The organism is Actinomyces sp. HMSC08A09 (assembly GCF_001807465.1).
Taxonomy (GTDB): Bacteria; Actinomycetota; Actinomycetes; order Actinomycetales; family Actinomycetaceae; genus Actinomyces; species Actinomyces oris.
The window spans coordinates 1-19922 of the sequence record NZ_KV789086.1 but is presented as its reverse complement, the minus strand read 5'-3'; the positions used below and the strand labels follow the sequence as shown (position 1 = coordinate 19922).

Annotated in this window: 16 protein-coding genes; 7 read left to right on the top strand and 9 right to left on the bottom strand. The window is 70.3% G+C overall.

The features are described 5' to 3' along the window. The first annotated feature begins 10 nt into the window (after positions 1-10). Positions 11-1681: an asparagine synthase-related protein gene (locus tag HMPREF3165_RS01570; protein WP_256274741.1), complete on the top strand. Its 1671-nt coding sequence runs from the start codon at positions 11-13 to the stop codon at positions 1679-1681. 56 nt (positions 1682-1737) lie between these two features. Here the strand turns inward: HMPREF3165_RS01570 and HMPREF3165_RS01565 are convergent, their stop codons facing one another. Genes HMPREF3165_RS01565 through HMPREF3165_RS01555 form a run of 3 tightly spaced genes read right to left on the bottom strand, consistent with a single transcriptional unit; the run spans position 1738 to position 6409 of the window. Then, positions 1738-3840: a DUF6541 family protein gene (locus HMPREF3165_RS01565; protein WP_070510368.1), complete on the bottom strand. Its 2103-nt coding sequence runs from the start codon at positions 3838-3840 to the stop codon at positions 1738-1740. Further along, entirely contained in the window at positions 3837-5258 is a 1422-nt protein-coding gene (locus HMPREF3165_RS01560) for a glycosyltransferase (RefSeq protein ID WP_070510366.1), read from the bottom strand. Before HMPREF3165_RS01560 ends, HMPREF3165_RS01565 begins: the two co-directional genes overlap by 4 nt. After that, positions 5255-6409, bottom strand: a complete 1155-nt coding sequence (locus HMPREF3165_RS01555; RefSeq protein ID WP_070510364.1) for a glycosyltransferase — start codon at positions 6407-6409, stop codon at positions 5255-5257. Before HMPREF3165_RS01555 ends, HMPREF3165_RS01560 begins: the two co-directional genes overlap by 4 nt. Positions 6410-6699: 290 nt before the next feature. On the opposite strand from HMPREF3165_RS01555, the gene wecB reads away from it, so the two are divergent. Both wecB and HMPREF3165_RS01545 read left to right on the top strand, forming a co-directional pair. After that, positions 6700-7782: a non-hydrolyzing UDP-N-acetylglucosamine 2-epimerase gene (gene wecB / locus HMPREF3165_RS01550; RefSeq protein WP_070510362.1), complete on the top strand. Its 1083-nt coding sequence runs from the start codon at positions 6700-6702 to the stop codon at positions 7780-7782. Between the two features lie 29 nt (positions 7783-7811). Next, positions 7812-8930 carry a glycosyltransferase family 4 protein gene (locus HMPREF3165_RS01545; protein ID WP_070510360.1) on the top strand — a complete coding sequence of 373 codons (1119 nt, stop codon included), beginning with the start codon at positions 7812-7814 and terminating at the stop codon, positions 8928-8930. On the opposite strand, the gene HMPREF3165_RS01540 is transcribed toward HMPREF3165_RS01545, so the two are convergent. From HMPREF3165_RS01540 to HMPREF3165_RS01525, 4 genes are read right to left on the bottom strand one after another with little or no spacing between them, the layout of a single operon-like run. After that, positions 8924-10273 (bottom strand): lipopolysaccharide biosynthesis protein, encoded by a 1350-nt coding sequence (locus tag HMPREF3165_RS01540; RefSeq protein WP_020991751.1) that lies wholly within the window; start codon positions 10271-10273, stop codon positions 8924-8926. The genes HMPREF3165_RS01545 and HMPREF3165_RS01540 overlap by 7 nt on opposite strands. A gap of 26 nt (positions 10274-10299) precedes the next feature. Beyond that, the gene (locus HMPREF3165_RS01535; RefSeq protein WP_070510357.1) at positions 10300-11367 is read right to left on the bottom strand and encodes a Gfo/Idh/MocA family protein; all 1068 of its coding nucleotides are present in this window, start codon (positions 11365-11367) and stop codon (positions 10300-10302) included. 1 nt (position 11368) lies between these two features. After that, positions 11369-12502 carry a DegT/DnrJ/EryC1/StrS family aminotransferase gene (locus HMPREF3165_RS01530; RefSeq protein ID WP_003787085.1) on the bottom strand — a complete coding sequence of 378 codons (1134 nt, stop codon included), beginning with the start codon at positions 12500-12502 and terminating at the stop codon, positions 11369-11371. Then, positions 12502-13158, bottom strand: coding sequence for an acyltransferase (locus tag HMPREF3165_RS01525; RefSeq protein ID WP_070510356.1), 657 nt, complete (start codon positions 13156-13158; stop codon positions 12502-12504). Before HMPREF3165_RS01525 ends, HMPREF3165_RS01530 begins: the two co-directional genes overlap by 1 nt. 253 nt (positions 13159-13411) lie before the next feature. Between HMPREF3165_RS01525 and HMPREF3165_RS01520 the strand changes: the two genes are divergently transcribed. Continuing rightward, positions 13412-14128 carry a glycosyltransferase family 2 protein gene (locus tag HMPREF3165_RS01520; protein WP_003787088.1) on the top strand — a complete coding sequence of 239 codons (717 nt, stop codon included), beginning with the start codon at positions 13412-13414 and terminating at the stop codon, positions 14126-14128. A gap of 22 nt (positions 14129-14150) precedes the next feature. Beyond that, positions 14151-14564 carry a DUF2304 domain-containing protein gene (locus tag HMPREF3165_RS01515; protein ID WP_003787089.1) on the top strand — a complete coding sequence of 138 codons (414 nt, stop codon included), beginning with the start codon at positions 14151-14153 and terminating at the stop codon, positions 14562-14564. 35 nt (positions 14565-14599) lie between these two features. Here HMPREF3165_RS01515 and HMPREF3165_RS01510 read toward each other — a convergent pair whose 3' ends face one another. After that, positions 14600-15553 carry a glycosyltransferase gene (locus HMPREF3165_RS01510; protein WP_003787090.1) on the bottom strand — a complete coding sequence of 318 codons (954 nt, stop codon included), beginning with the start codon at positions 15551-15553 and terminating at the stop codon, positions 14600-14602. Positions 15554-15672: 119 nt separating this feature from the next. Here HMPREF3165_RS01510 and HMPREF3165_RS01505 point away from each other — a divergent pair, with 119 nt between their 5' ends. Together HMPREF3165_RS01505 and HMPREF3165_RS12595 are read left to right on the top strand one after the other, a co-directional pair. Next, entirely contained in the window at positions 15673-16947 is a 1275-nt protein-coding gene (locus HMPREF3165_RS01505) for an LCP family protein (RefSeq protein WP_003787091.1), read from the top strand. Positions 16948-16962: 15 nt separating this feature from the next. Then, positions 16963-18459, top strand: a complete 1497-nt coding sequence (locus tag HMPREF3165_RS12595) for an LCP family protein (RefSeq protein WP_083303140.1) — start codon at positions 16963-16965, stop codon at positions 18457-18459. Between the two features lie 84 nt (positions 18460-18543). Here the strand turns inward: HMPREF3165_RS12595 and galE are convergent, their stop codons facing one another. After that, positions 18544-19533 carry a UDP-glucose 4-epimerase GalE gene (galE, locus tag HMPREF3165_RS01495; protein ID WP_003787093.1) on the bottom strand — a complete coding sequence of 330 codons (990 nt, stop codon included), beginning with the start codon at positions 19531-19533 and terminating at the stop codon, positions 18544-18546. Between the last annotated feature and the right edge of the window lie 389 nt (positions 19534-19922).

The window sequence follows — 19922 nt, the reverse complement described above, 5'->3', positions numbered from 1 at the left end:
CCATGTCCACATGCACGACTTGGACCACACGGACCGCACGGACACGTCCCCTTCCGGATACCGCCTTCACCTGACGTCTCCGACGTGGACGAGTGGTCCCGCGGACACTGAGTCCTCAGCGCCCACAGCGCCCCAGTACCACCTGTGGCGACCGCTACCGCTCGGGTCCGGTGACCTGGAGTCCCTGCGGCGCGAGCGGCCCGAGCGGCGCACGGGGGCCTGGACACTCATCGAGGCCGACGACGGCCTCGTGCGCCTGACCACGGACCGCACCCGTTCCCACCACCTGTTGTTCACCCGCGCGGGCGACACCTGGGTCATCAGCGACGACCCTGAGGAGCTGCGCCGACACGCCCCGGCCTGGGTGCGCGACGAGGAGGCCGCCGAGGTCTTCCTGCACGCTGGCTTCACACCGGGGACGCGGACACTGGCCCACGAGGTCTACGCCACTCCGGCCGGATCGGTGGTGGAGCTGCGCCCCGACGGCACCTGGAGCAGCCGCTCGTGGGAGACCTACCGGTACGCCGCTGACCCGATCACCTCCCCAGAGGAGTTCGCGGCCGTCTTCCGCAGCGCGCTCGACACCGCGGTCGAGCGCGTCCTTCAGGACATCGACGGCCGCCAGATCCTCGTTCCCCTCTCCGGTGGGCTGGACTCCAGGCTGCTGGCCGTCTGGCTCAAGCGCCACGGGGCCCGCGACGTGGTGACCTTCACCTACGGGGTGCCAGGCAGCTCTGAGGTCGCCATCTCCCGGGGCGTGGCCGAGGCGCTCGAGTTGGACTGGTTCACGGTCGACCTGGACCCCGCCGAGGTGGCTCGCAGCTGGGCCGGGCCCGACGGCGTCGACTTCCAGAGGCGCACCTGGGGCCTGACCTCCCTGCCGCACGTCCAGGACTGGTACGCCCTGCTCCAGATGCGCCGCCAGGCCCTGATCGACACCGATGCGGTGTTCCTGCCCGGCCACACGATCGTCGGCAACATGCATGACGAGCACCTGCTCGAGGGCAGCCCCTCACGCAACGAGGTACTCACCGCCGCGGCCCGCCACCACTCGCTGCTTCAGGGGGACCGCGATGCGTGGCGCCACCTGCCCCTGCTGCGCCGAGCCGTGGTGAAGGGAGCCCAGGAGGTCTCCTTCCCGACCAACCCGGGCGAGGACCTTCCTGGAGGCGGGCGCTGCGTCCAGGAGCTCCTGGAGTGGGTCAACCTCCAGGAACGTCAGGCCAAGTACATCAACGAGTCCTTCAAGGCCTACGAGGCCTTCGGATACGGCTGGGCGCTGCCGATGCTCGACACCGAGATGTGGCGCGCCTGGCTGCGGGGATCGGAGGAGCTGACCGCCACTCGCGACTGGTACGCGCAGTTCACGGCGGAGGTCTACGGCGAGGCGACGGGCACTGCCTCCCAGCTCTTCGAGGCGCCGGCCGCGCGGATCCCGGCGGGGCCGCGGCGCGCGCTCATGGCGGCACTGACCGTCACCGGCACCCGCACGGCGCTGTCCCGGGCGGTCTCCATGCGCACCATGCTGCGCCACCCCATGGCCTTCGAGGCCTTCAACGCCCCCATGCCCTACACCGAGCAGATCCTGCGCATGTCCAGGGGGGCCACCTCGACGGGCCTGTGGACGCAGCTGTTCCTGGACGGGACCTGGGGCGCCGAGCCCGTCGTCCCCATGAGCTGAGAGCTCTGAGAGCTCATAGTCCCCGATGCGGGCGCTGTCAGAGCGTCAGCAGGCCGTCAGCCGCAGATGTCGATGCGCCACAGCGAGGCCGAGCCACCGGAGTCGACGAGGGTGAATCCGCTGGAGGTGTCGACCTTGTAGAGGCCGGGTCGGAACTTGCTGAGCCGGTTGCCGTTGAAGACGATGTCCTTGTCGGCGTAGAAGTAGTGGATCCCGTGCCGCTGGAGGAGCTCGCACACGTGAGGGTCGGTGTGAATCCGGTTGAAGTTCTCACGCAGGTAGATCCCGTCCTGGTCGTCGGCGGCCTGACCGGGGAAGACCCACACGCTGCGCATACCAGTGAGGATGGGGATGTAGCCGGTCCCGGCCACCGGGTCGCCGATGACGACGGCGTTGTCCGGCAGCTCGTCGGGCAGCCGGCGGATCATGTCGAGCTCGGCCGTGTCCGCGATGAAGCGGGTGTCGCCGTGCACGGGAAGATATCCCTCGCGTACATCGGTGGCCACGGCCCGGCTCCCGATCAGCATGATGGGCAGGCACACGGCCAGGGCGGCGACGGCGGCCCCTGCCCTGAGCACCGCCGTGCTCACGGAGGCCAGGCCGATACGTCCGAGGGCTTCGCGCAGCGCGGAGCCGGCCCGCGCTCCCAGCGGGCTGAGCCACGTGCGCAGCGCGTCCAGGGCGACGACGACGAGGAGCACCGCCAGGACGGCGGTCATCGCCTTGATGCGGTGGGGAACCCGGTAGAACAGGCCGGTGAACGCCGAGAGCACCGGGATGGGGGCAATGGCGGCCAGGATGAGGGACATGCTGAAGATCCAGGCCACGACGAGTTCCCAGTTGCGTCGCCGCCACAGGCAGATCACGGCGCCCAGGAGGCACAGGGTCGCCAGTGGCATCTCGATCCACTCGATGGCCCAGCCGCCGAAGTAGTCCAGGGTGATGGGGATGAGGAGCTTGGTGGTCAGGTTGCTCCAGTCCAGCTCGGTGTACCTGCCGAAATGGTGCTGCTGGGGACCGGGCAGCACGACGAAGGCGACGAACGCGACCACCGCCAGGAGGGCGCCGATCCACCAGGCCGCGGCCTGAGCGCGTCGCTCGGTGCGCCAGCTCCTGATCCCCGAGTGCACCGCCTGGCACAGGAGGATGCCGAACAGCGGCCACAGGAGCATCGCCGCCGCTGAGGTGTGGATGAGGCAGGACCCGACGAAGAAGGGGATGATGGCGCTCAGCGCCATGGCGGCACGCGCCCGTGCGCCCCAGACCGACGTGTTCTGCTCCCGGGCGGCCACCACCATGAGGGTGCGGGCACGACGCCAGCACTCGATCGACATGGCGATGACGGCCGGGCAGGTGGCGACCGCCATGCAGTAGGGCCACAGCGCCGCACCGTAGGTGAGCCGCCAGGGGAAGACCGGAGCCAGGAGCGAGGCGGCCAGCGCCAGGTAGGGGGCGTGGCGGACCTTGGGCAGCGCGGTACGAGCCAGGTAGACCAGGCCGAGGTACCACACCAGCGCCACGGCCAGCAGCAGGACGTTGTTGGCGATGAGCGTCTCGCGCCAGCTCCACGCTCCCAGGCTGGCGACCTGGTGCCACACGATCGGGTAGAAGCCCGCGTGGCTCGTGAGCCCGAACATGCCGGCGTTCGGGTTGAACATCGAGGCGTAGTCCTCGCGCTCGATGATGGCGCCCTGCATGTAGTGGTAGAGGGCGTCACCGCTCTGAGAGACCGCGTTGGGCGGGATCGTGAGAATGACGGGCAGCGCGGTGACGGCCCAGAACACCAGGACCGTCAGGAAGAGCCTGCGCTCGGCGCGTCCGCCGTCGGTGCGCATGGTCATGCCCTCCCGCTGGTCCTCGGGCATGAGGAGGATCCCCGGGTCCCAGCGGTCGATGAGACGCTTCGCCGTGGTGGCGGCAAGGGCCAGGAGCGCGGTTGTCACCATGACGGGGATCCAGCCCCAGGGCTTGCCGACGGCGGCCTGGAAGAGCCCGTCGGCCGTCAGGATGAGGGCGCTGATGGTCGGGGCCAGCGCGACGGGACGGATCCCTCTCATTCCGGCGGCGCGCAGCACGAGCCACCCGACCCCGAAGAGCGCAGACAGAAGCAGGACCGCGGTTGGCAGAGTGTTGAACCAGTCGACCAGGCTGTTGGTCACCAACGTTGCGCCTCACTCACTCGACGTACCTCATGGCCCCCAGCACTCTCCTCGCTGCTGTCACCGGCCCTGCCGGCGGCCTCCTGCACGACGCGGGCGGCGGACTGCCCCGTGGCACGCAGCGAGCGATGGTCCTCGACCCAGTCGTGGAAGCGCTGCGCCGTGGCGGGCCGCGTACCCGAGGCGATCTCGGCGTCGTAGGTGTCCAGCGCCGTGCGCATGGCCTCGGCGATCGCCGCCGCATCGTGCTCGGCCGCCCATCCCAGGTCGAAGTCGCGCACGTCCGCGGACACCGGCCCGCGACCGGCGAAGAGCACTGGTGTGCCGCATCCCAGGGCGGAGAGGACCTTGGTGGGGTAGGCGAAGTCGTAGCCCTGGCCGGGCTTGATGGACACCAGGGCCGCTGCGGCGCCCCGCTGCCACACGGCGGCCTCGGCCGCGGGCACGGCCGGGTGCATGATGACGGCCGGGGCGCCGTCGGGGCCCGCGGGCAGCTGGGAGGCGGCTTGGGTGATCTCCTGCCAGGCCGTTCCCCGACCCAGGAAGAGCAGCTGGGCCTTCGGGTGGGTGCGCCGCACCTGGGCCAGGGCGTGGACGAAGACGTCGGCGCCCTGCCACTCCGAGGCCGTTCCGGCGTAGACGAAGTACGGCCCGCTCAGCCCGATCCGCGCACGGTCCGGCTCGGAGGGGGTCGGCCCGTGGGCGTCGAAGACAGCGGTATCGATCCCGTTGGGCACGACCCGTATCCGCTGTGCCCAGGACTCGTCGTCCGATGCCGCGTTCACGAGCTCGGCGACGGACTGGGCGACTCCGTCATTGACGGCGATGACCCGAGCCGCCCCGCCGACGGCGAAGGCCTCGAGCTTCTCGACGGCCCGCACGACGATGTCGGCCGCTCCGGTGGAGGCCGTTGCCGCCGACCAGACGTCCGCGGCGTACCACACGTAGGGAATCGCGCGCAGGGCCGCCACGACCCGTACGACCGCGCCGGTCGTCGGGGGCGGCTCCACGAGGATCGCCTCCGGCCGACGGGCCACCAGCAGCCTGAGAGCCAGGGGCAGATCGAAGGACAGGTAGGGCACGTAGCCGCGCAGGTAGCCCGAGGAGTCCCGCAGGACCGGCCAGCGCGAGACCTGGACCCCCTCAGGATCGGGCTCGCCCTGCGGCGCGTCGGCCGGGGCCCGGCTGGTGAGGACCCGCACCGCCGTCCCGTCGGCCACAAGCGCCTTCTCCACGCTGTCGAGCCGGAAGGAGGCGGCAGCGGCCTCGGGCAGGTGGATGCGGGTGGCCAGCAGGACGCCGTCGGCTCGACCGGAACGGGCGCACCGACGCGACGTCACCGCCGTCGCCAGCGCGGCCGCGACGCCGCCGAGGACCAGAGCGCCCAGCGACGCCTTGACGAAGCCCCGTGCGCTCATCGGTTCCCTCCTGCTCGCAGCGTGCGGGACTGGGCCAGTGCGCCGGCCCGAACCGCCTGCATGTCCTGGGCGACCGTGCGCGCCCGACTGAGCCAGGTGTGCTCCTGGCGGGCCTGCCGGGCCCGGCCGGCGGCCTCGGCGACCTCCTGGGGGTGCTGGAGGAGCCTGCGCAGCAGCCCGGAGAGCACTGTAGCGTCGTAGGGAAGGGTCCAGCCGGCGCCGGCGGCGCCCACGACCTCGGCGGCCAGGGTCCCCTGGGAGGCGATGACCGGTTTGCCGCGTCCGAGGTACTCGTAGAGCTTGACCGGGGAGGCGAACTCCCGATACGGGTCCGGCTCGACGAACAGGACGCACAGGTCGGCGCGCTCGTAGAGGGCGGTGAGCTCCTCCCCGGAACGGTGCACGACCTCGATCCGGCCGCCGGCGGCCTCCACCAGGTCGGCGTACTGGTCGCCGGCCGCCTCCCACTGGTCGGGGCGGGTGCAGATGGTCAGGCTGGTGCCGGGCACGTCGACGACGGCGCGCAGGCACTCCTGGAGCCGGTAGTGGCCACCCAGCCCGCCGATGTAGAGCAGGTGGAGCTCGCCGTCGGGGCGGGAGGAGGGCGCCTCGTCAACGATCTCGCAGCCCGGGGGCAGCGGGGCCATGCGCTCCTCGGGGAACCCGGGGACGTGGGCGCCCATGCGCATCGAGGGCAGGTAGAGGCGGTCGATGTAGCGCGAGTACCAGGCCAGGTCATAGCGGTAGACGCATCCCATGGCCGTGGCCAGCGCGGCCCCGACCCTCTCGCGGTAGTCGGGGAAGGCCCAGTAGATGTCCCGGTAGAACAGGGACGTGGGTACGCCATGCCGGTGCATCAGCCCCATGAGCGCCGGGTCGACGAAGGGGTGGGGCGGGATGTGGCGCGGCTCAGTCAGCATGGTGGGGATGGTCGCGCACTCGGAGTAGAGGAACTCGATGCGCTCCCCGCCCTGGAGACGGTCCCTCAGAGCGCGCAGGCGACGCGATCTCTCCCGGGCCGAGCCGGTCACGTCCAGCACGGTGTAACCGAGCTCCCGGAAGGCATCGAGCATGCGCACAGGCCGGATACCGGAAGCCGACGACGCCTCCCGATCCAGGGGGAAAGGGGCGTGGTAGACGATCGCAGCCATACGGTGCCTCGCCTCCTTTAGGGGGTATCTCAGGAACCAGGCGCGGCCGCACCAGGCAGACAGACTCGAGCGCGAATGATAGTACCATCGGCCGATCACAGTTATGACACGACGTCGGCGGTCCGGTACCTCGCGGTGGAGCTCAGCAGCCGGGGGCGACCTCCGTGGAAGTTCCGCCCTTTCAGCGCCGCCCCAACGATGTTCACGACCGTTCGAAAAGGCCTCCGCGTCCTTGACTCCCTGGCGCTCGATGGCACTGGAGCCCGTGTAGTCACGGTAGAGTCTCAACCATGCGTGTCATGTCAGTGGTGGGCGCCCGGCCCCAGTTCGTCAAGTTAGCCCCGATCGACGCCGCTTTCCGTGAGGCCGGCATCGACCATGTGATTGTTCACACCGGGCAGCACTATGACCCGATGCTCTCCGACGTCTTCTTCAGCGACCTGGGGATCTCGGCCCCGGACGTCCACCTCGGGGTCGGCTCGGGGTCGCACGGGGTGCAGACCGGCACGATGCTCGCGGCCATGGACGAGACCATCGAGACCCATCGCCCCGACTGGGTCCTGGTCTACGGGGACACGAACTCCACGCTGGCCGGGGCGCTGTCCGCCGTCAAGCTCCACGTGCCCATCGCCCACCTGGAGGCGGGCCTGCGCTCCTTCAACCGGGCCATGCCCGAGGAGATCAACCGGATCCTGACCGATCACGCCGCCGACCTGCTGCTGGCACCGACCGAGGTGGGGGCCGCCCACCTGGCGGACGAGGGCCTGGCAGAGCGCACCGTCGTCGTGGGCGACGTGATGACCGACATCCTGTTCTCGGTGCGCGACTCCGTCATCGATACCCCCTCCCCCGTCATGACCGAGCTGGACCTGCCCGAGGGCGGCTACTCGCTGGCCACCATCCACCGGGCGGAGAACACCGACGACCCCGAGCGCCTGCGCTCCATCCTGGAGTCGCTGGCGGCGGTCGATCACCCGGTGGTGCTCCTGGCCCACCCGCGCCTGGTGGCCAAGTGCGCCGAGCACGGCATCACCCTGGAGGACTCGGGCAACCTGCGGATGCACCCGCCCCTGGCCTACCCCGAGCTCGTCGCCTCGACCCTGCACGCCCGCGGCGTGGTCACCGACTCCGGCGGCCTGCAGAAGGAGGCATTCCTCCTGCGGGCGCCGTGCACCACGGTGCGCCCCCAGACCGAGTGGGTCGAGACCGTCAACCTGGGCTGGAACGTCCTGGTCGAGCCCGGTCAGGCCCTGGTCGACGCCGCCTCCCGTGCCAGGCCGACCGAGCCCGCCGACGCCGACGCCCACCCCTACGGGGACGGCAACGCCGCGGCCCGAGTGGTCCAGGCCCTCACCGAGCACCTGCCCGACTGATCGCCCCGACCGGATCCCTGGGCAGCATCATGCGCGTCACCATCGTCACCACCTGGTTCCCCACGCACCGCTCACCGGGTCTGGGAGTCTTCGTGGCACGCCACGCCGCCTCCATGGCGGCGGCCGGCCACGATATTCGCGTCGTCCACCTCGCCTCGGCCTCCGTCGACGACGGGGTGCGCCACGACCGGGTGATGGGGCTGCCCGTGGTGCGCCTACCCATGTCGCTGTCGCGGCCCCACGAGGTGCTTGCGGCCAGGCGGGAGCTGACGGCGCTGACTCACGGCAGCGACGTCGTCCATACCCACGCGGTCTCCACCCTCCTGCCCTACGCCCTGGGCCGGCCCCGTCAGCCGTGGCTCCACACGGAGCACTGGTCGGGGATCGCCCAGCGCGGCGCCGAGCTCGGCTCCCTGGCACGGGCGGGGGCTCAGGTGGTTCTGCGACTGGAGCGCCGGCCCGACGTCGTCACCACCGTCTCCGACCAGCTCGCCGCCGACCTGCGGGCCTACCGCCCCGAGGGCGAGATCCTGACGGTCCCCAACGAGGTCACCATGCCTGAGGAGCCGGCGCCGCGCCGCAGCGTCGAGCTGGGGCGTGACACGCTGCGGATCGTCGGCATCGGGGGGCTCATCGAGCGCAAGCGCCCGGACCTGGCCGTAGAAGCGGTTGCGGCGCTGGCGCAGCAGGGGGTTCCGGCCCGGCTGACCTGGGTGGGTGGCGGTCCCCTGGCCGATCGCTGCACGGATCTCGCGACCGACCTGGGCGTCGACCTGGAGCTGACCGGTCAGCTGCCGGGCGATCAGGTGCAGCAGGTCCTGGCCGACAACGACCTCTTCCTCGTACCCACGCTCGCCGAGACCTTCTTCCTGGGTGCAGCCGAGGCCGTTGCCGCCGGCCGCCCGGTGGTCACCAGTGACCGGGGGGCGCACACCAGCTTCCTGGATCCCTCAGTGAGCGAGATCGTCTCTCAGGACAACCCCGCCGCGTGGGCCAGGGCCGTCGTCGACGTCATGGGACGGTGCACGGACCTCACGGCGCGCGACATCCAGAACACGTTGCCGCGGGCCTTCTCCCCCAGCCAGGTGGCGCGCTCCTACGGCCGCGCCTACGAGGCCGCCATCGCCCAGTACTCGAGATCCTATTGATCCTCGGGCGTGCCGGCTGCGGCCCCGGAGTCGTCAGCGGCTTCGTAGTGGCCCTCGTCGGCCTCACTGGCGGGGGGCCTGGCGTCGAAGCGGCGGGCGGCGGCGTCGGCCATGAGGATCTGCACCACCAGGATGAGGCACATGAGGGCGCCCAGGACGTAGGTGGTCGTCAGCAGCGAGTAGGGGCTGAACCAGAGCCAGGCCAGGGGGACGGCGGCGTAGACCACCGAGAACAGGAGCAGCCAGTCCTGGTTCTCGGTGACGACGAAGAGAGTCGACAGCGGGGAGGTGACCAGGAGGATGAACAGCCAGGGGGTCAGAGCCCTGGCGAAGCTGCCCGCCTCGGTCCAGCTGCTGCCGAAGAGCAAGGGGAAGAGCCAGGGCGACAGGATGTAGAGCAGGACGAACGGCGCGGTCCCGATGATGAGGACCCGCTTGGTGACCTGGCGGACCAGGGGGCGCATCTGCCCGGGACGCAGAGTGGCGAGCTTGTGGAAGAAGACCTGCCCCACGGCGGCGTTGATGAGAGCCAGCGGAACCTCCAGGCAGCGCCAGGCCAGGTTGAACTGCCCCAGGCTGGCCACCGAGTAGGAGCCCACGAGCAGGTTGATGCCGTTGAGCCGCACGGCGTCGACGAAGGCGTTGAGGCCGTTGAGCAGGGGCATGCGCCGGTAGCGGCGGGCGACCTGCCACAGGGTGGGCGCCTCCGGCGGCAACGGCCGGTGCAAGGGCTTGGCCTTGCGCCCCAGGTTGACGAAGGCCCAGGCCTGCCCGATCGTCTGACCGATCAGCAGGCCTCCGACACTGACCATCCCCGCCACCCCCAGGACGAGCTGGCCGAGGGACTGTCCGACCTGCTGCTCGACCCGGTTGATTGAGATCGTCCGGTAGTCCGACTGACGGTTGTACCAGTACTGGAGGAGCTGGACCGTCGACAGCAGCAGCGTGGTCACGCCCAGCAGCGGCATCCAGGCGGCGATATCAGCCCCCCAGTACCGGGTGACCAGCGGCTTGAGGAGGAGGGCCACGACGCTGGAGATGATCGAGACCACCACGATGCACACCATTCCCAGGCGGGCGCAGGCCAGGGCCCAGGCGTCCTTCTTGGGAAGCATGATCGTCATGTCGTAGCGCAGGGCCGCCACGGCCGTGATGATCGAGACGACCGAGGTGTAGCGCGTCAGCTGGCCGAGGTCCGCGTCGGAGAAGATGCGGGTGAGGATCATCGTCATGCCGAAGACGATGGCCTGGGCGGTGGCCGTGCCGCTGACCAGCGTCAGGACGTGGCGCAGGAACGGGGAGGACTCCATGACCGAGCGGACCCGGGCGAGCGCTCCCGCCACGGGGCCGCTCGGTGCGACTGAGCGGTTCAGAGCGCGACCGTCCGGTTCTCGCTCGCCGAGGTCAGAACCGCCTCGACGACGTCGAGCGTGGCCACGCCCTCGGCCATGGTGACGTGGCGCTGGGCCACGCCGCGCACGGCGTCGCGGAAGTTCTCCTGCTCCAGGGCCAGCGGCTCGCGCTTGGGGATCGCGTAGCGGATGACGTCGCCCTCGCTGACGCCCCGGAAGGCGGCGACCTGGTCCCAGGTGGAGGCCACGGTGCCGTTGGCGTGGAAGGTGAGGTCCCCGGTGAGGGTGTCCGCCACGAAGGCGCCCTTCTCGCCGGTGACGATCGTGACGCGCTCCTTGAAGGGGGTGAGCCAGTTGACCTGGTGGCTGACGACGATGCCGCCCTCCAGCAGGCCGGTGGCCACCATCATGTCCTCGGTCTGGCGGCCGGAGCGGTGCGTGACCTGCGCGGCCACGGAGGTGTAGCGGGCGCCGGCGACCCAGGCGGTCAGGTCGATGTCATGGGTGGCCAGGTCCTTGACGACCCCGACATCGCTGATGCGGGCCGGGAAGGGGCCCTGGCGGCGGGTGAGGACCTGGTAGACCTCGCCGAGCTCACCGGCATCGAGGCGCTCGCGCAGGGCCCGCAGGGCCGGGTTGCAGCGCTCCACGTAGCCGACGGCGCCCACCAGGCCCCGCTCGGCAAAGGCGGCGGCCACGCGGCGGCCCGCGGCGGCGTCGTGGGCGATGGGCTTCTCCACCATGGTGTGCACGCCCGCCTCGGCCAGGGCCAGGGCGACGTCCTCGTGGTAGACGGTGGGGACGGCCACCATGGCGGCATCGAGCCCGGCGTCAATGAGGGCGTGGACATCGGGCAGGACCGGCAGCTCGCCGGCCACGCCGAAGCGGTCGCCGCCGGGGTCGGCCACGGCCACGAGCTCCATGCCCTCAGTGGCGCGGATGACCCGGGCGTGGTGGCGTCCCATGGAGCCCAGGCCGATGAGGCCCACGCGCAGCGGGTTGTCCGCCGTGCCCTTGTCGGTGAGGTGGTGGACCTCGGGCAGCGCAGTGGTGGCCTGCCCGTCGAGAGCGACGTTCTCACCCATGTCAGGCACCTGCCTTGACGGTGGCGGCCACGGCCTGGCCGATGCGCTCCAGGTCCGCCTCGCTCAGGGAGGGGTGGACCGGCAGGGAGAGGCACTCGCGGGCGGCCTTCTCGGTTCCGGGCAGCTCGAGGCCCTCGGCGTAGTGGGCCAGGGAGGCCAGGCGGTGGTTGGGGATCGGGTAGTAGACGCCGCTGCCGACCTGCCACTCCTCGCGCAGAGCGGCCTGGACGGCGTCGCGCTCGGCGCCCGTGGCCCCCTCGAGGCGGATCGTGTACTGGTGGTAGACGTGCGTGTAGCCCTCGGGGACGAAGGGGGTGACGACGCCCTCGACGCCCGCCAGCAGCTCGTTGAGGCGCGCGGCGTTGGCCTGGCGGGCAGCGGTCCAGCCGGCCAGCTTGGTCAGCTGGACGCGGCCGACGGCGGCGGCCACGTCCGTCATGCGGTTGTTGAGGCCCACCAGCTCGTTGGCGTACTGCTGCTCCATGCCCTGGTTGCGGATGAGGCGGCAGCGGCGGGCCAGCTCGGCGTCGGCCGTGGTAATCATGCCGCCCTCGAGGCTGGTCATGTTCTTGGTGGGGTAGAAGGAGAAGGAGCCCCAGGCCCCGAAGGTGCCCACGGGCTTGCCCTCGATGGCGGCGCCGTGCGCCTGGGCGCAGTCCTCGAAGACGGCCAGGCCGTGACGCTCGGCGATGGCGAGGATCTCCGGCATGTTGGCGGGCAGACCGTAGAGGTGGACCACCTCGATGGCCGCCGTGCGCTCGGTGATGGAGGCCTCGACACTGGCGGGGTCGAGGGTGAAGGTCACCGGGTCGATGTCGGCGAAGACCGGCACGGCACCGCTGATGGCCACCGAGTTGCCGGTGGCAGCGAAGGTGAAGGAGGGGACGATGACCTCCGGGGCCCCGCCGGCGCGCTCCTGGAGCTCGCTGGCCAGGGTGGCCACGTGCTGGGCCGAGGTGCCGGAGTTGACGGCCACGCAGTGGACGCCGTCGACGACCTGGGCGGAGAACTCCTCCTCGAAGGCCTTGACCTGGGGTCCCTGGACGACCATGCCCGAGGTGAGGACGGCGTCGACGGCGTCGCGCTCCTCCTGCCCGATGATCGGCTTGGCTGCTGGGATGAACTCGCGTGACATCAGTGGGTGACCTCTCGGATGGTGGTGGATTCGGAGCTGGACTGCGAGCCGGACCCGGCAGCGGGCTCGGCGTCAAACTGCTCGTACAGGGTCCCGGTGACGGGGCAGCGCCAGCGTGGGGCGCCGTCGGGGCCGGGGTCGGAGGGAGTAAGGGGCTCACCGGCGCGCCCGACCCAGCCGATGCGGCGAGCGGGGACCCCGGCGACCAGGGCATGAGCGGGAACGTCCTTGGTGACCACGGCGCCGGCGGCCACCGTGGCCCAGGCCCCGATACGCACCGGAGCCACGCACACGGCGCGGGCGCCGATCGACGCACCCTCCTCGATGGTGACTCCCACGGGCTCCCAGTCGGCGGCCGACTTGAGCGAGCCGTCGGGGTTGACGGCCCGGGGGAAGTGGTCGTTGGTCAGCGTGACCGCCGGGCCGATGAAGACCCCGTCGGCCAGGCGGGCCGGCTCGTACACGAGGGCGTAGTTCTGCACCTTGCAGTTGTCTCCCATGACGACGCCCTCACCGATGTAGGCGCCGCGCCCCACGATGCAGTCCCGTCCAAGGACGGCGTGCTCACGGACCTGTGCGAGGTGCCAGATGCTGGTGCCCTCTCCGAGCACGGCTTCCTCGGAGACATCGGCGGACGGGGCGATGCGGGTGGCCACGGCGACTCCTGTGCGGGCGGCTCGCACCGCCCTGACGATCGAATGAGTCCGGGCAGCCTGGTGGCTGCCGGAAGCCGTGCCGCTCCGGTCGCCGGAGGCGGCGGGCACTGCACGACCGGCCCCATCCTAGGGGACCCACCCCCGCCAGACGCCGCCCGGGCACGCCCCGAAGGAGACCTACCCCACCAAGGCCGACCGCCCCCGCCTCCCGCAAGAGGGCTGGCGCCCTCTGTTCGCGTGCAAGAATGCGGTGGTGACTACCTCCACCGCATCGCAGACCGGGGAGCCCACCCCGGCGCTCCCGGTCACCGACACCTGGCTCGTCATTCCCCTGTACAACGAGGCGACCGTCGTGCGCGAGGTCATCTCCCAGGCCCGCACAGTCTTCCCCCATGTCGTTGTCGTCGACGACGGCTCCAAGGACGCCTCTGCCCGGGAGGCCGCCGCCGCGGGGGCCGTGGTCGTACGCCACCCGATCAACCTCGGCCAGGGCGCAGCGCTGCAGACGGGCTTCTCCTACGTGCTGGAGAAGACCAATGCCGACTACGTCGTCACCTTCGACGCCGACGGCCAGCACTCCACCACGGACGCCGCCGCCATGGTGGCCGCGGCGCGAGCCGAGAATCTCGCCGTCGTCCTCGGCTCGCGCTTCCTCGAAGGCCCCTCCCCGGTGGGGTGGCTCAAGCGGATCGTCCTGCGCACGGCGGCGGCCGTCAGCTCGCACACCTCCGGCATGCGCCTGACCGACGCCCACAACGGCCTGCGGGTGCTCCGCCGCGACGTCCTGGCGCAGCTCGACCTCAGGCAGAACCGGATGGCGCACGCCAGTGAGATCATTCGCCAGATCGGCGCCACCGGCATGCCCTGGCGCGAGTTCCCGGTGCACATCGTCTACACCGACTACTCCCGCGCCAAGGGCCAGTCCCTGTGGAACTCGGTCAACATCCTGGTCGACCTGCTCTTCTCCTGAGCCCGCACGGAAGGCACAGCCCATGATTCATCAGTTCGCCACCCGGGTCACGCCGATCACGAACCACCAGTTCTACATCCAGGCCGCCCTGATCCTGGCCGTGATCGCCGTCGGCTGGATGATGCTGCGCACCCCCGGCGGGGCCCGCCACATGGCCGCCCGCAGGCTGGTCACCCTGGCCTTCGTGGCCTTCGCCGTCTTCAACATCACCTTCCCCTGGGTGATGAGCTCGATCGCGCACCGGATGGGAGTCGGGCGAGGAACTGACTTCCTGCTCTACGCCCTGGTCATCGCCTTCCTGGCGCAGATCCTCTCCTCCTTCAGGCGCAACAGCGCCAGGGAGCGGCAGATCACTCACCTGGCTCGCCGCATCGCCCTGGACAACGCCCCCGAGCCCCCTGCCGGCGCGCGGCTCACCGCTGAGACCGACGACTGACCCCGAGGCTCCCGGAGAGCAGCGGGCACTCCCCCTCAGTTCCGGGAGGCGCGGACCTCGAGCTCCTCACGCAGGCGCAGCCCGCCGCTGAGCAGCCAGCGCACCGGCGCCTGCCACGGGGCGTTGTAGACGCCGTTGAGGTAGTGGCGGGCGGAGGCGTGGTGCGCCCGGATCATCTTCTCGGGGCGGGCCTTCCAGCTGGCCCCCTGCTCGTGGACGACGACGGAGTCCGACACTTGCACGTTGAGCCAGCCGGCCCGTCCGACCCGCTCCCCTAAGTCCACGTCCTCGAAGAACATGAAGTAGTCGTCGTCGAAGCCCTCCAGGCGCCTCCAGGCGGCGGCGGGCAGCAGTAGGCAGGCCCCCGAGAGCCAGCCCACCGTCCGCGACCCGCCCGAGCCGCCCTGATCGGCGGTGTGATACGCGGCGGAGAAGGGGTTGGCCGGCCACATCCGGCCCAGGACGGCGTGCCCGGCACCCTTGACTAAGGAGGGCAGGGCGCGCCCGGAGGGGTAGACGGTGCCGTCGGGGTTGAGCAGGAGGGGCCCCAGGCAGCCGGCCGCCGGGTTGGCCAGGCCCGCATCAATGAGGACGTCGAGGCTCCCGGGTCTCCAGACGAGATCGGGGTTGGCCACCACGATCCAGTCCTCCTCCAGATCCGCGGCCGCCAGGTTGGCACCCGCCCCGTAACCGAGGTTGGTGCCGTCCCCGACGACGCGCGCCCCGTGCCGCTGAGCAGCAGCAGTGACGACGTCGTGCTCGGTGCCGTTGTCCGCGATGACGACGACGAGCCTGCGCGCCGTCGCCGTGGCCAAGGAGGCCAGGAAGCGCTCCAGCTCCTCACCCGGGTTGAAGGCGACCGTCACCACTCGCACGCTCTGCTCGTCAGGTGCGAGGGCCCGAGCTTCCGAGCATTCCCCTACCTGATCCGGAGCACTGACGGGAGCGGCCGAGGCACTGGTCGGCGTGGGTTTGGCAACACTGGTCACGGACAGAGCCTAGCCCCGTTACCCGTGTGAGGGGCTTCACCCAGCATTGGGTAAATCTCATGTAACAGGTGTAGGCAGACCCATATGGTTTAGCAGTCTCGTTCCCTATGATCGCTTCCGTGCCTCAGTTCAGTAAGCCGAATGCGCGACACTCCTCCAAGGAACTCGGACGCCGCCTGGCCAGGCGAGTGGGACTCAGCCTGCTTGCGGTGACGATCTTCGTCGTCTCCGCCGCGGGCTTCGCGTGGCACAACATCCAGTCGCGGATCGCCTGGTTCAACATCGACAGCCTCCTGACCGAGGAGGACCGGCCCGGCACGAAGCCGCCGGACAGCTACGAGGGCCGAGCCGTCAACCTCCTGATCCTGGGCACCGACTCGCGCGCGGGGAAAAACAACGTCGACGGTTCGCAGGGCGACGACGAGGTCTCCGTGGCCCGCTCCGACACGGCGCTGGTCATGCACATCTCGGCTGATCGCTCGCGCGTCGACGCCGTGTCCATCCCCCGCGACACCCTGGTCGACATCCCCGAGTGCACGACCCTCGACGGCGGGAAGACCGACGCCAGCGAGGACGCACCGTTCAACTCCGCCTTCGCCAACGGAGCCGGCAGCAGCAGCGACGACAAGAAGGCTGTTGCCTCCGGAGCCGCCTGCACCCTCAAGACCGTGGAGAAGCTGACGCACGTGCGTATCGACGACTTCGTCGTCGTCGACTTCTCAGGCCTGTCCAAGGTGGTCGACTCCCTCGGCGGCGTCCACGTGCAGGTCGATGAGGCCATTGACGACTCCGAGTACACCGGTTTCAAGCTCGACGAGGGCTGCCAGAAGCTGAACGGCGAGAACGCCCTGCAGTACGCCCGTGTCCGGCACGGGGTGAGTGACGGCTCGGATCTCTCCCGTATCACCCGTCAGCAGAACCTCATGCGAGCCATGGCCTCCAAGGCGCTGTCCTCCAGCCTCCTGACGCAGTCCGGCTTCCTGACCTCCACCCTGGAGACCCTCACCACGTCCGAGCGCATCGGTCAGATCGGCAACCTGTCGGGCCTGGCCTACTCCATCCAGGGCGTGGGCGTCGACAAGATCAACTTCGTCACCATGCCGAACCAGCCCGCAGACAACCCGAACCAGGTGGTCCCCGCCGAGGGCGCCAAGAAGGTCTGGAAGGCCCTCGAGGACGACAAGCCCATCCCCTCCGACACCTCGGCCCCCGCCTCGTCGGACTCGAGCGCCACCGCGGACGGCTCCACCTCGGAGAGCACTGACGACTCCTCGGAGTCCTCCGAGCCCTCCCAGCCCACCCCGACGCCGGCTCCGGCCACCCAGGCCCCCAAGACGAGCACCCCCCAGCAGCAACCCGCCGCGAAGCCGACCACCCCTGCCTGCCCCGCCTGAGGCAGAATCAGTGGTGTGATTCCGACAGACGACTCACTACCGCCCTCAATCACCCCCGGCTCCAGCGGAGGCAGGCCTCAACGCAGGCAGCGTCCCATCGATGCTGTCAACCAGCGCAGCCGCGAGCGCGGGGAGGCATCCGGCGGCGAGGCAGTCGCCCACCCCACTGACGTTGCCGGCGGCGCCCCGCGCCGTCCGTCATCAACCGCCGCTCGCAACCCCCAACGGCACTCGGTCCTGGGCCGTCAGGACGGCGACCAGCCGGCCTCGGCTCAGCCCGCCTCTACGCGCAGAGGACAGCAGCCGTCCTCGGTCCAGCCCCGTCGCCCCTCCGCCCCGTCTCAACGGGGCAGCCATGCCCGGGCCGGGTCGAGTGCGATCCCCCTGGAAACGGACACCGACGGAGGCAGCGGCGCAGCCGGGCCGGAGCGCACGCAGGCCTTACCCGTGCGGCGCGGCACCTACCCCGTGGGCTCCGCGGGCCGGCAGTCGCCGCAGGAGCCCGCTGCGGGTGGACCCTCACTCACGCCCCAGCGGCCGCAGCGGCCGAAGCGCGCCCGTCCCAGGTGGCGCCGGATCGTGGGCTGGACGGTCGTCGTCATCGTTGTCGCCCTGGCTCTCATCGCAGCGCGGGTCGCCTGGCTGTGGAACGACGTCTCCTCCCAGCTCCATCGCGTCGACGCCCTGTCCGGAGCGGCGGACACTCCGGGCGAGACCTGGCTCATCGTGGGTTCGGACGCGCGCGGAGGTGCTGTCCAGGACGAGACCGAGGGGGCTCGTGCCGACTCCGTCATGCTGCTGCACAAGGCGGAGAACGGACAGACGAGCCTGACCTCCTTGCCGCGTGACACCTTCGTGGACATTCCCGAGCACGGGGAGAACAAGATCAACGCCGCCTACTCCTTCGGCGGCCCCAAGCTGCTGGTCCAGACCGTGGAGAAGTTCTCCGGGCTGACCGTGGACCACTATGTGGAGGTCGGCATGACCGGGGTATCCCAGATGGTCGACGCCGTCGGCGGGGTCAACGTCTGCCTGGACTACGACGTCGCCGATGAGGACTCCGGTCTGGTCTGGGACACCTCTCAGGGCACGTGTCAGACGGTGGACGGGACGAAGGCACTGGCCTACTCCCGGATGCGAAAGTCGGACCCGACCGGTGACGTGGGTCGCGGTCAGCGCCAGCGCGCCGTCATCTCCGCAGTGGTCTCCAAGGCGGCAGCGCCGTCCACCGCCTTCTCCTTCTCCCGGCAGGACGCGCTGGTCGACGCCGGTACGAACGCGCTCACGGTGGATCGCAGCGCCGGCACCATGAGCATCGCCCAGATGGTGCTGGCCTTCCGCTCCGCCTCCGATGGCGGCCTGACCGGGGCCCCGCCCATTGAGGATCCCGCCTATTCCCCCGAGGACGCCGACATCGGCGAAACAGTGCTGCTGCGGGACAGGACCGCACCGGACTTCTTCTCCAAGCTGCGCGACGGGAAGCTGACGGCGGCGGACTTCAACCAGTCCTGACGCTCAGTCACCGAAGACGAACACGTGCGGGCCGGTTCCCCGGGAGAGGGGGAACCGGCCCGCACGCCGTGGTGTTGGGACCGCTCAGCCGAAGTGGGGCCGGTTGGGGTCGGCCTGCCAGGAGGTGTAGGAGGAGGCGACGATGTCGTCCAGGTCGTGCTCGGCCCTCCATCCCAGGACCTCACCGATGCGGGTGGCGTTGCCGATGAGCTGGGGCGGGTCGCCGGCGCGGCGGGCGAGTTCCTCGGGCTCCAGGTCCAGGCCCGTGGAGGCGATGACCTTGGAGACGACCTCCCGCACCGAGGCGCCCTGGCCGGTGCCGACGTTGAAGACGTGCTCGGCCATCTCCTGGCCGCCGGCCAGGTAGTCCAGGGCGGCGATGTGGGCGACGGCCAGGTCCTTGACGTGGATGTAGTCGCGCACGCAGGTGCCGTCGGGGGTGGGGTAGTCGGTGCCGAAGATCTTGGGGGTCTCGCCCTTGGCGAGGCGGTCGAGGACCATGGGGATGAGGTTGAGGGTGGCCATGTCGCCCAGGTCGTCCCAGCCGGCTCCGGCGACGTTGAAGTAGCGCAGGCCCGCCCAGCGCAGTCCCCAGGCCTTCTCGGCGTCGGCCATCATCCACTCCCCGATGAGCTTGGTCTCTCCGTAGGGGTTGATGGGGCGGCAGTCGATGTCCTCGGGAACGACCTCCACCGGGGGCATGCCGTAGACGGCGGCCGAGGAGGAGAAGATCATCTGCTTGACGCCGGCGGTCTCCATGGCCAGCAGCATGTTGGCCAGGCCGCCGACGTTCTGCTGGTAGTACCAGGCGGGGCGCTCGACGGACTCGCCCACCTGCTTGCGGGCGGCGAAGTGGATGACGGCGGTGACGCCGTGCGAGTCCATGACCTCGGCGAGGGTCTGTGGGGCCTGGCCGCTGGCGACGTCGAGCTCGACGAGGGAGGCCCCCTTGACTCGCTCCGGCGTCCCGTAGGACAGGTCATCGACGACGACGACCTCCTCCCCGCGCTCGAGGAGAAGTCGGACCACGTGCGCGCCGATGTAGCCGGCGCCTCCAGCAACGAGAATGCTCATGCCCCCAGTCTACCCACGCTCGCTCAGAAACGAACAGAAACGAACGCGAGATCCACGCGTCAACGCGTTCCCCCTGTGCCCTCTCCTCATTTCTGAGACACTCGTCCGGCGCGGTTCCGGTGTGGGTCCGCTCACCCCGGAGGCGATGGTGGGCCGACGGAGGAGGCTTCAGGGGCACGTGTGTCCACGGTTCTGACATCAGTTCCGCACTGGCGCTGCACACCGAGGGGAAACCTCGGAATTCCATGGATTCTCGCTAAGCACTTCTACGGCGGGTCCGTTGATGTCAGCGCTGTGGACACTAAACTGCCTGCGAGATCGACTCCGCATGGTCGTAGCGACCAGTCCGCCCCCTCCCCCCCGTTACCTTGTTGGTGGTCCCGGGTGGT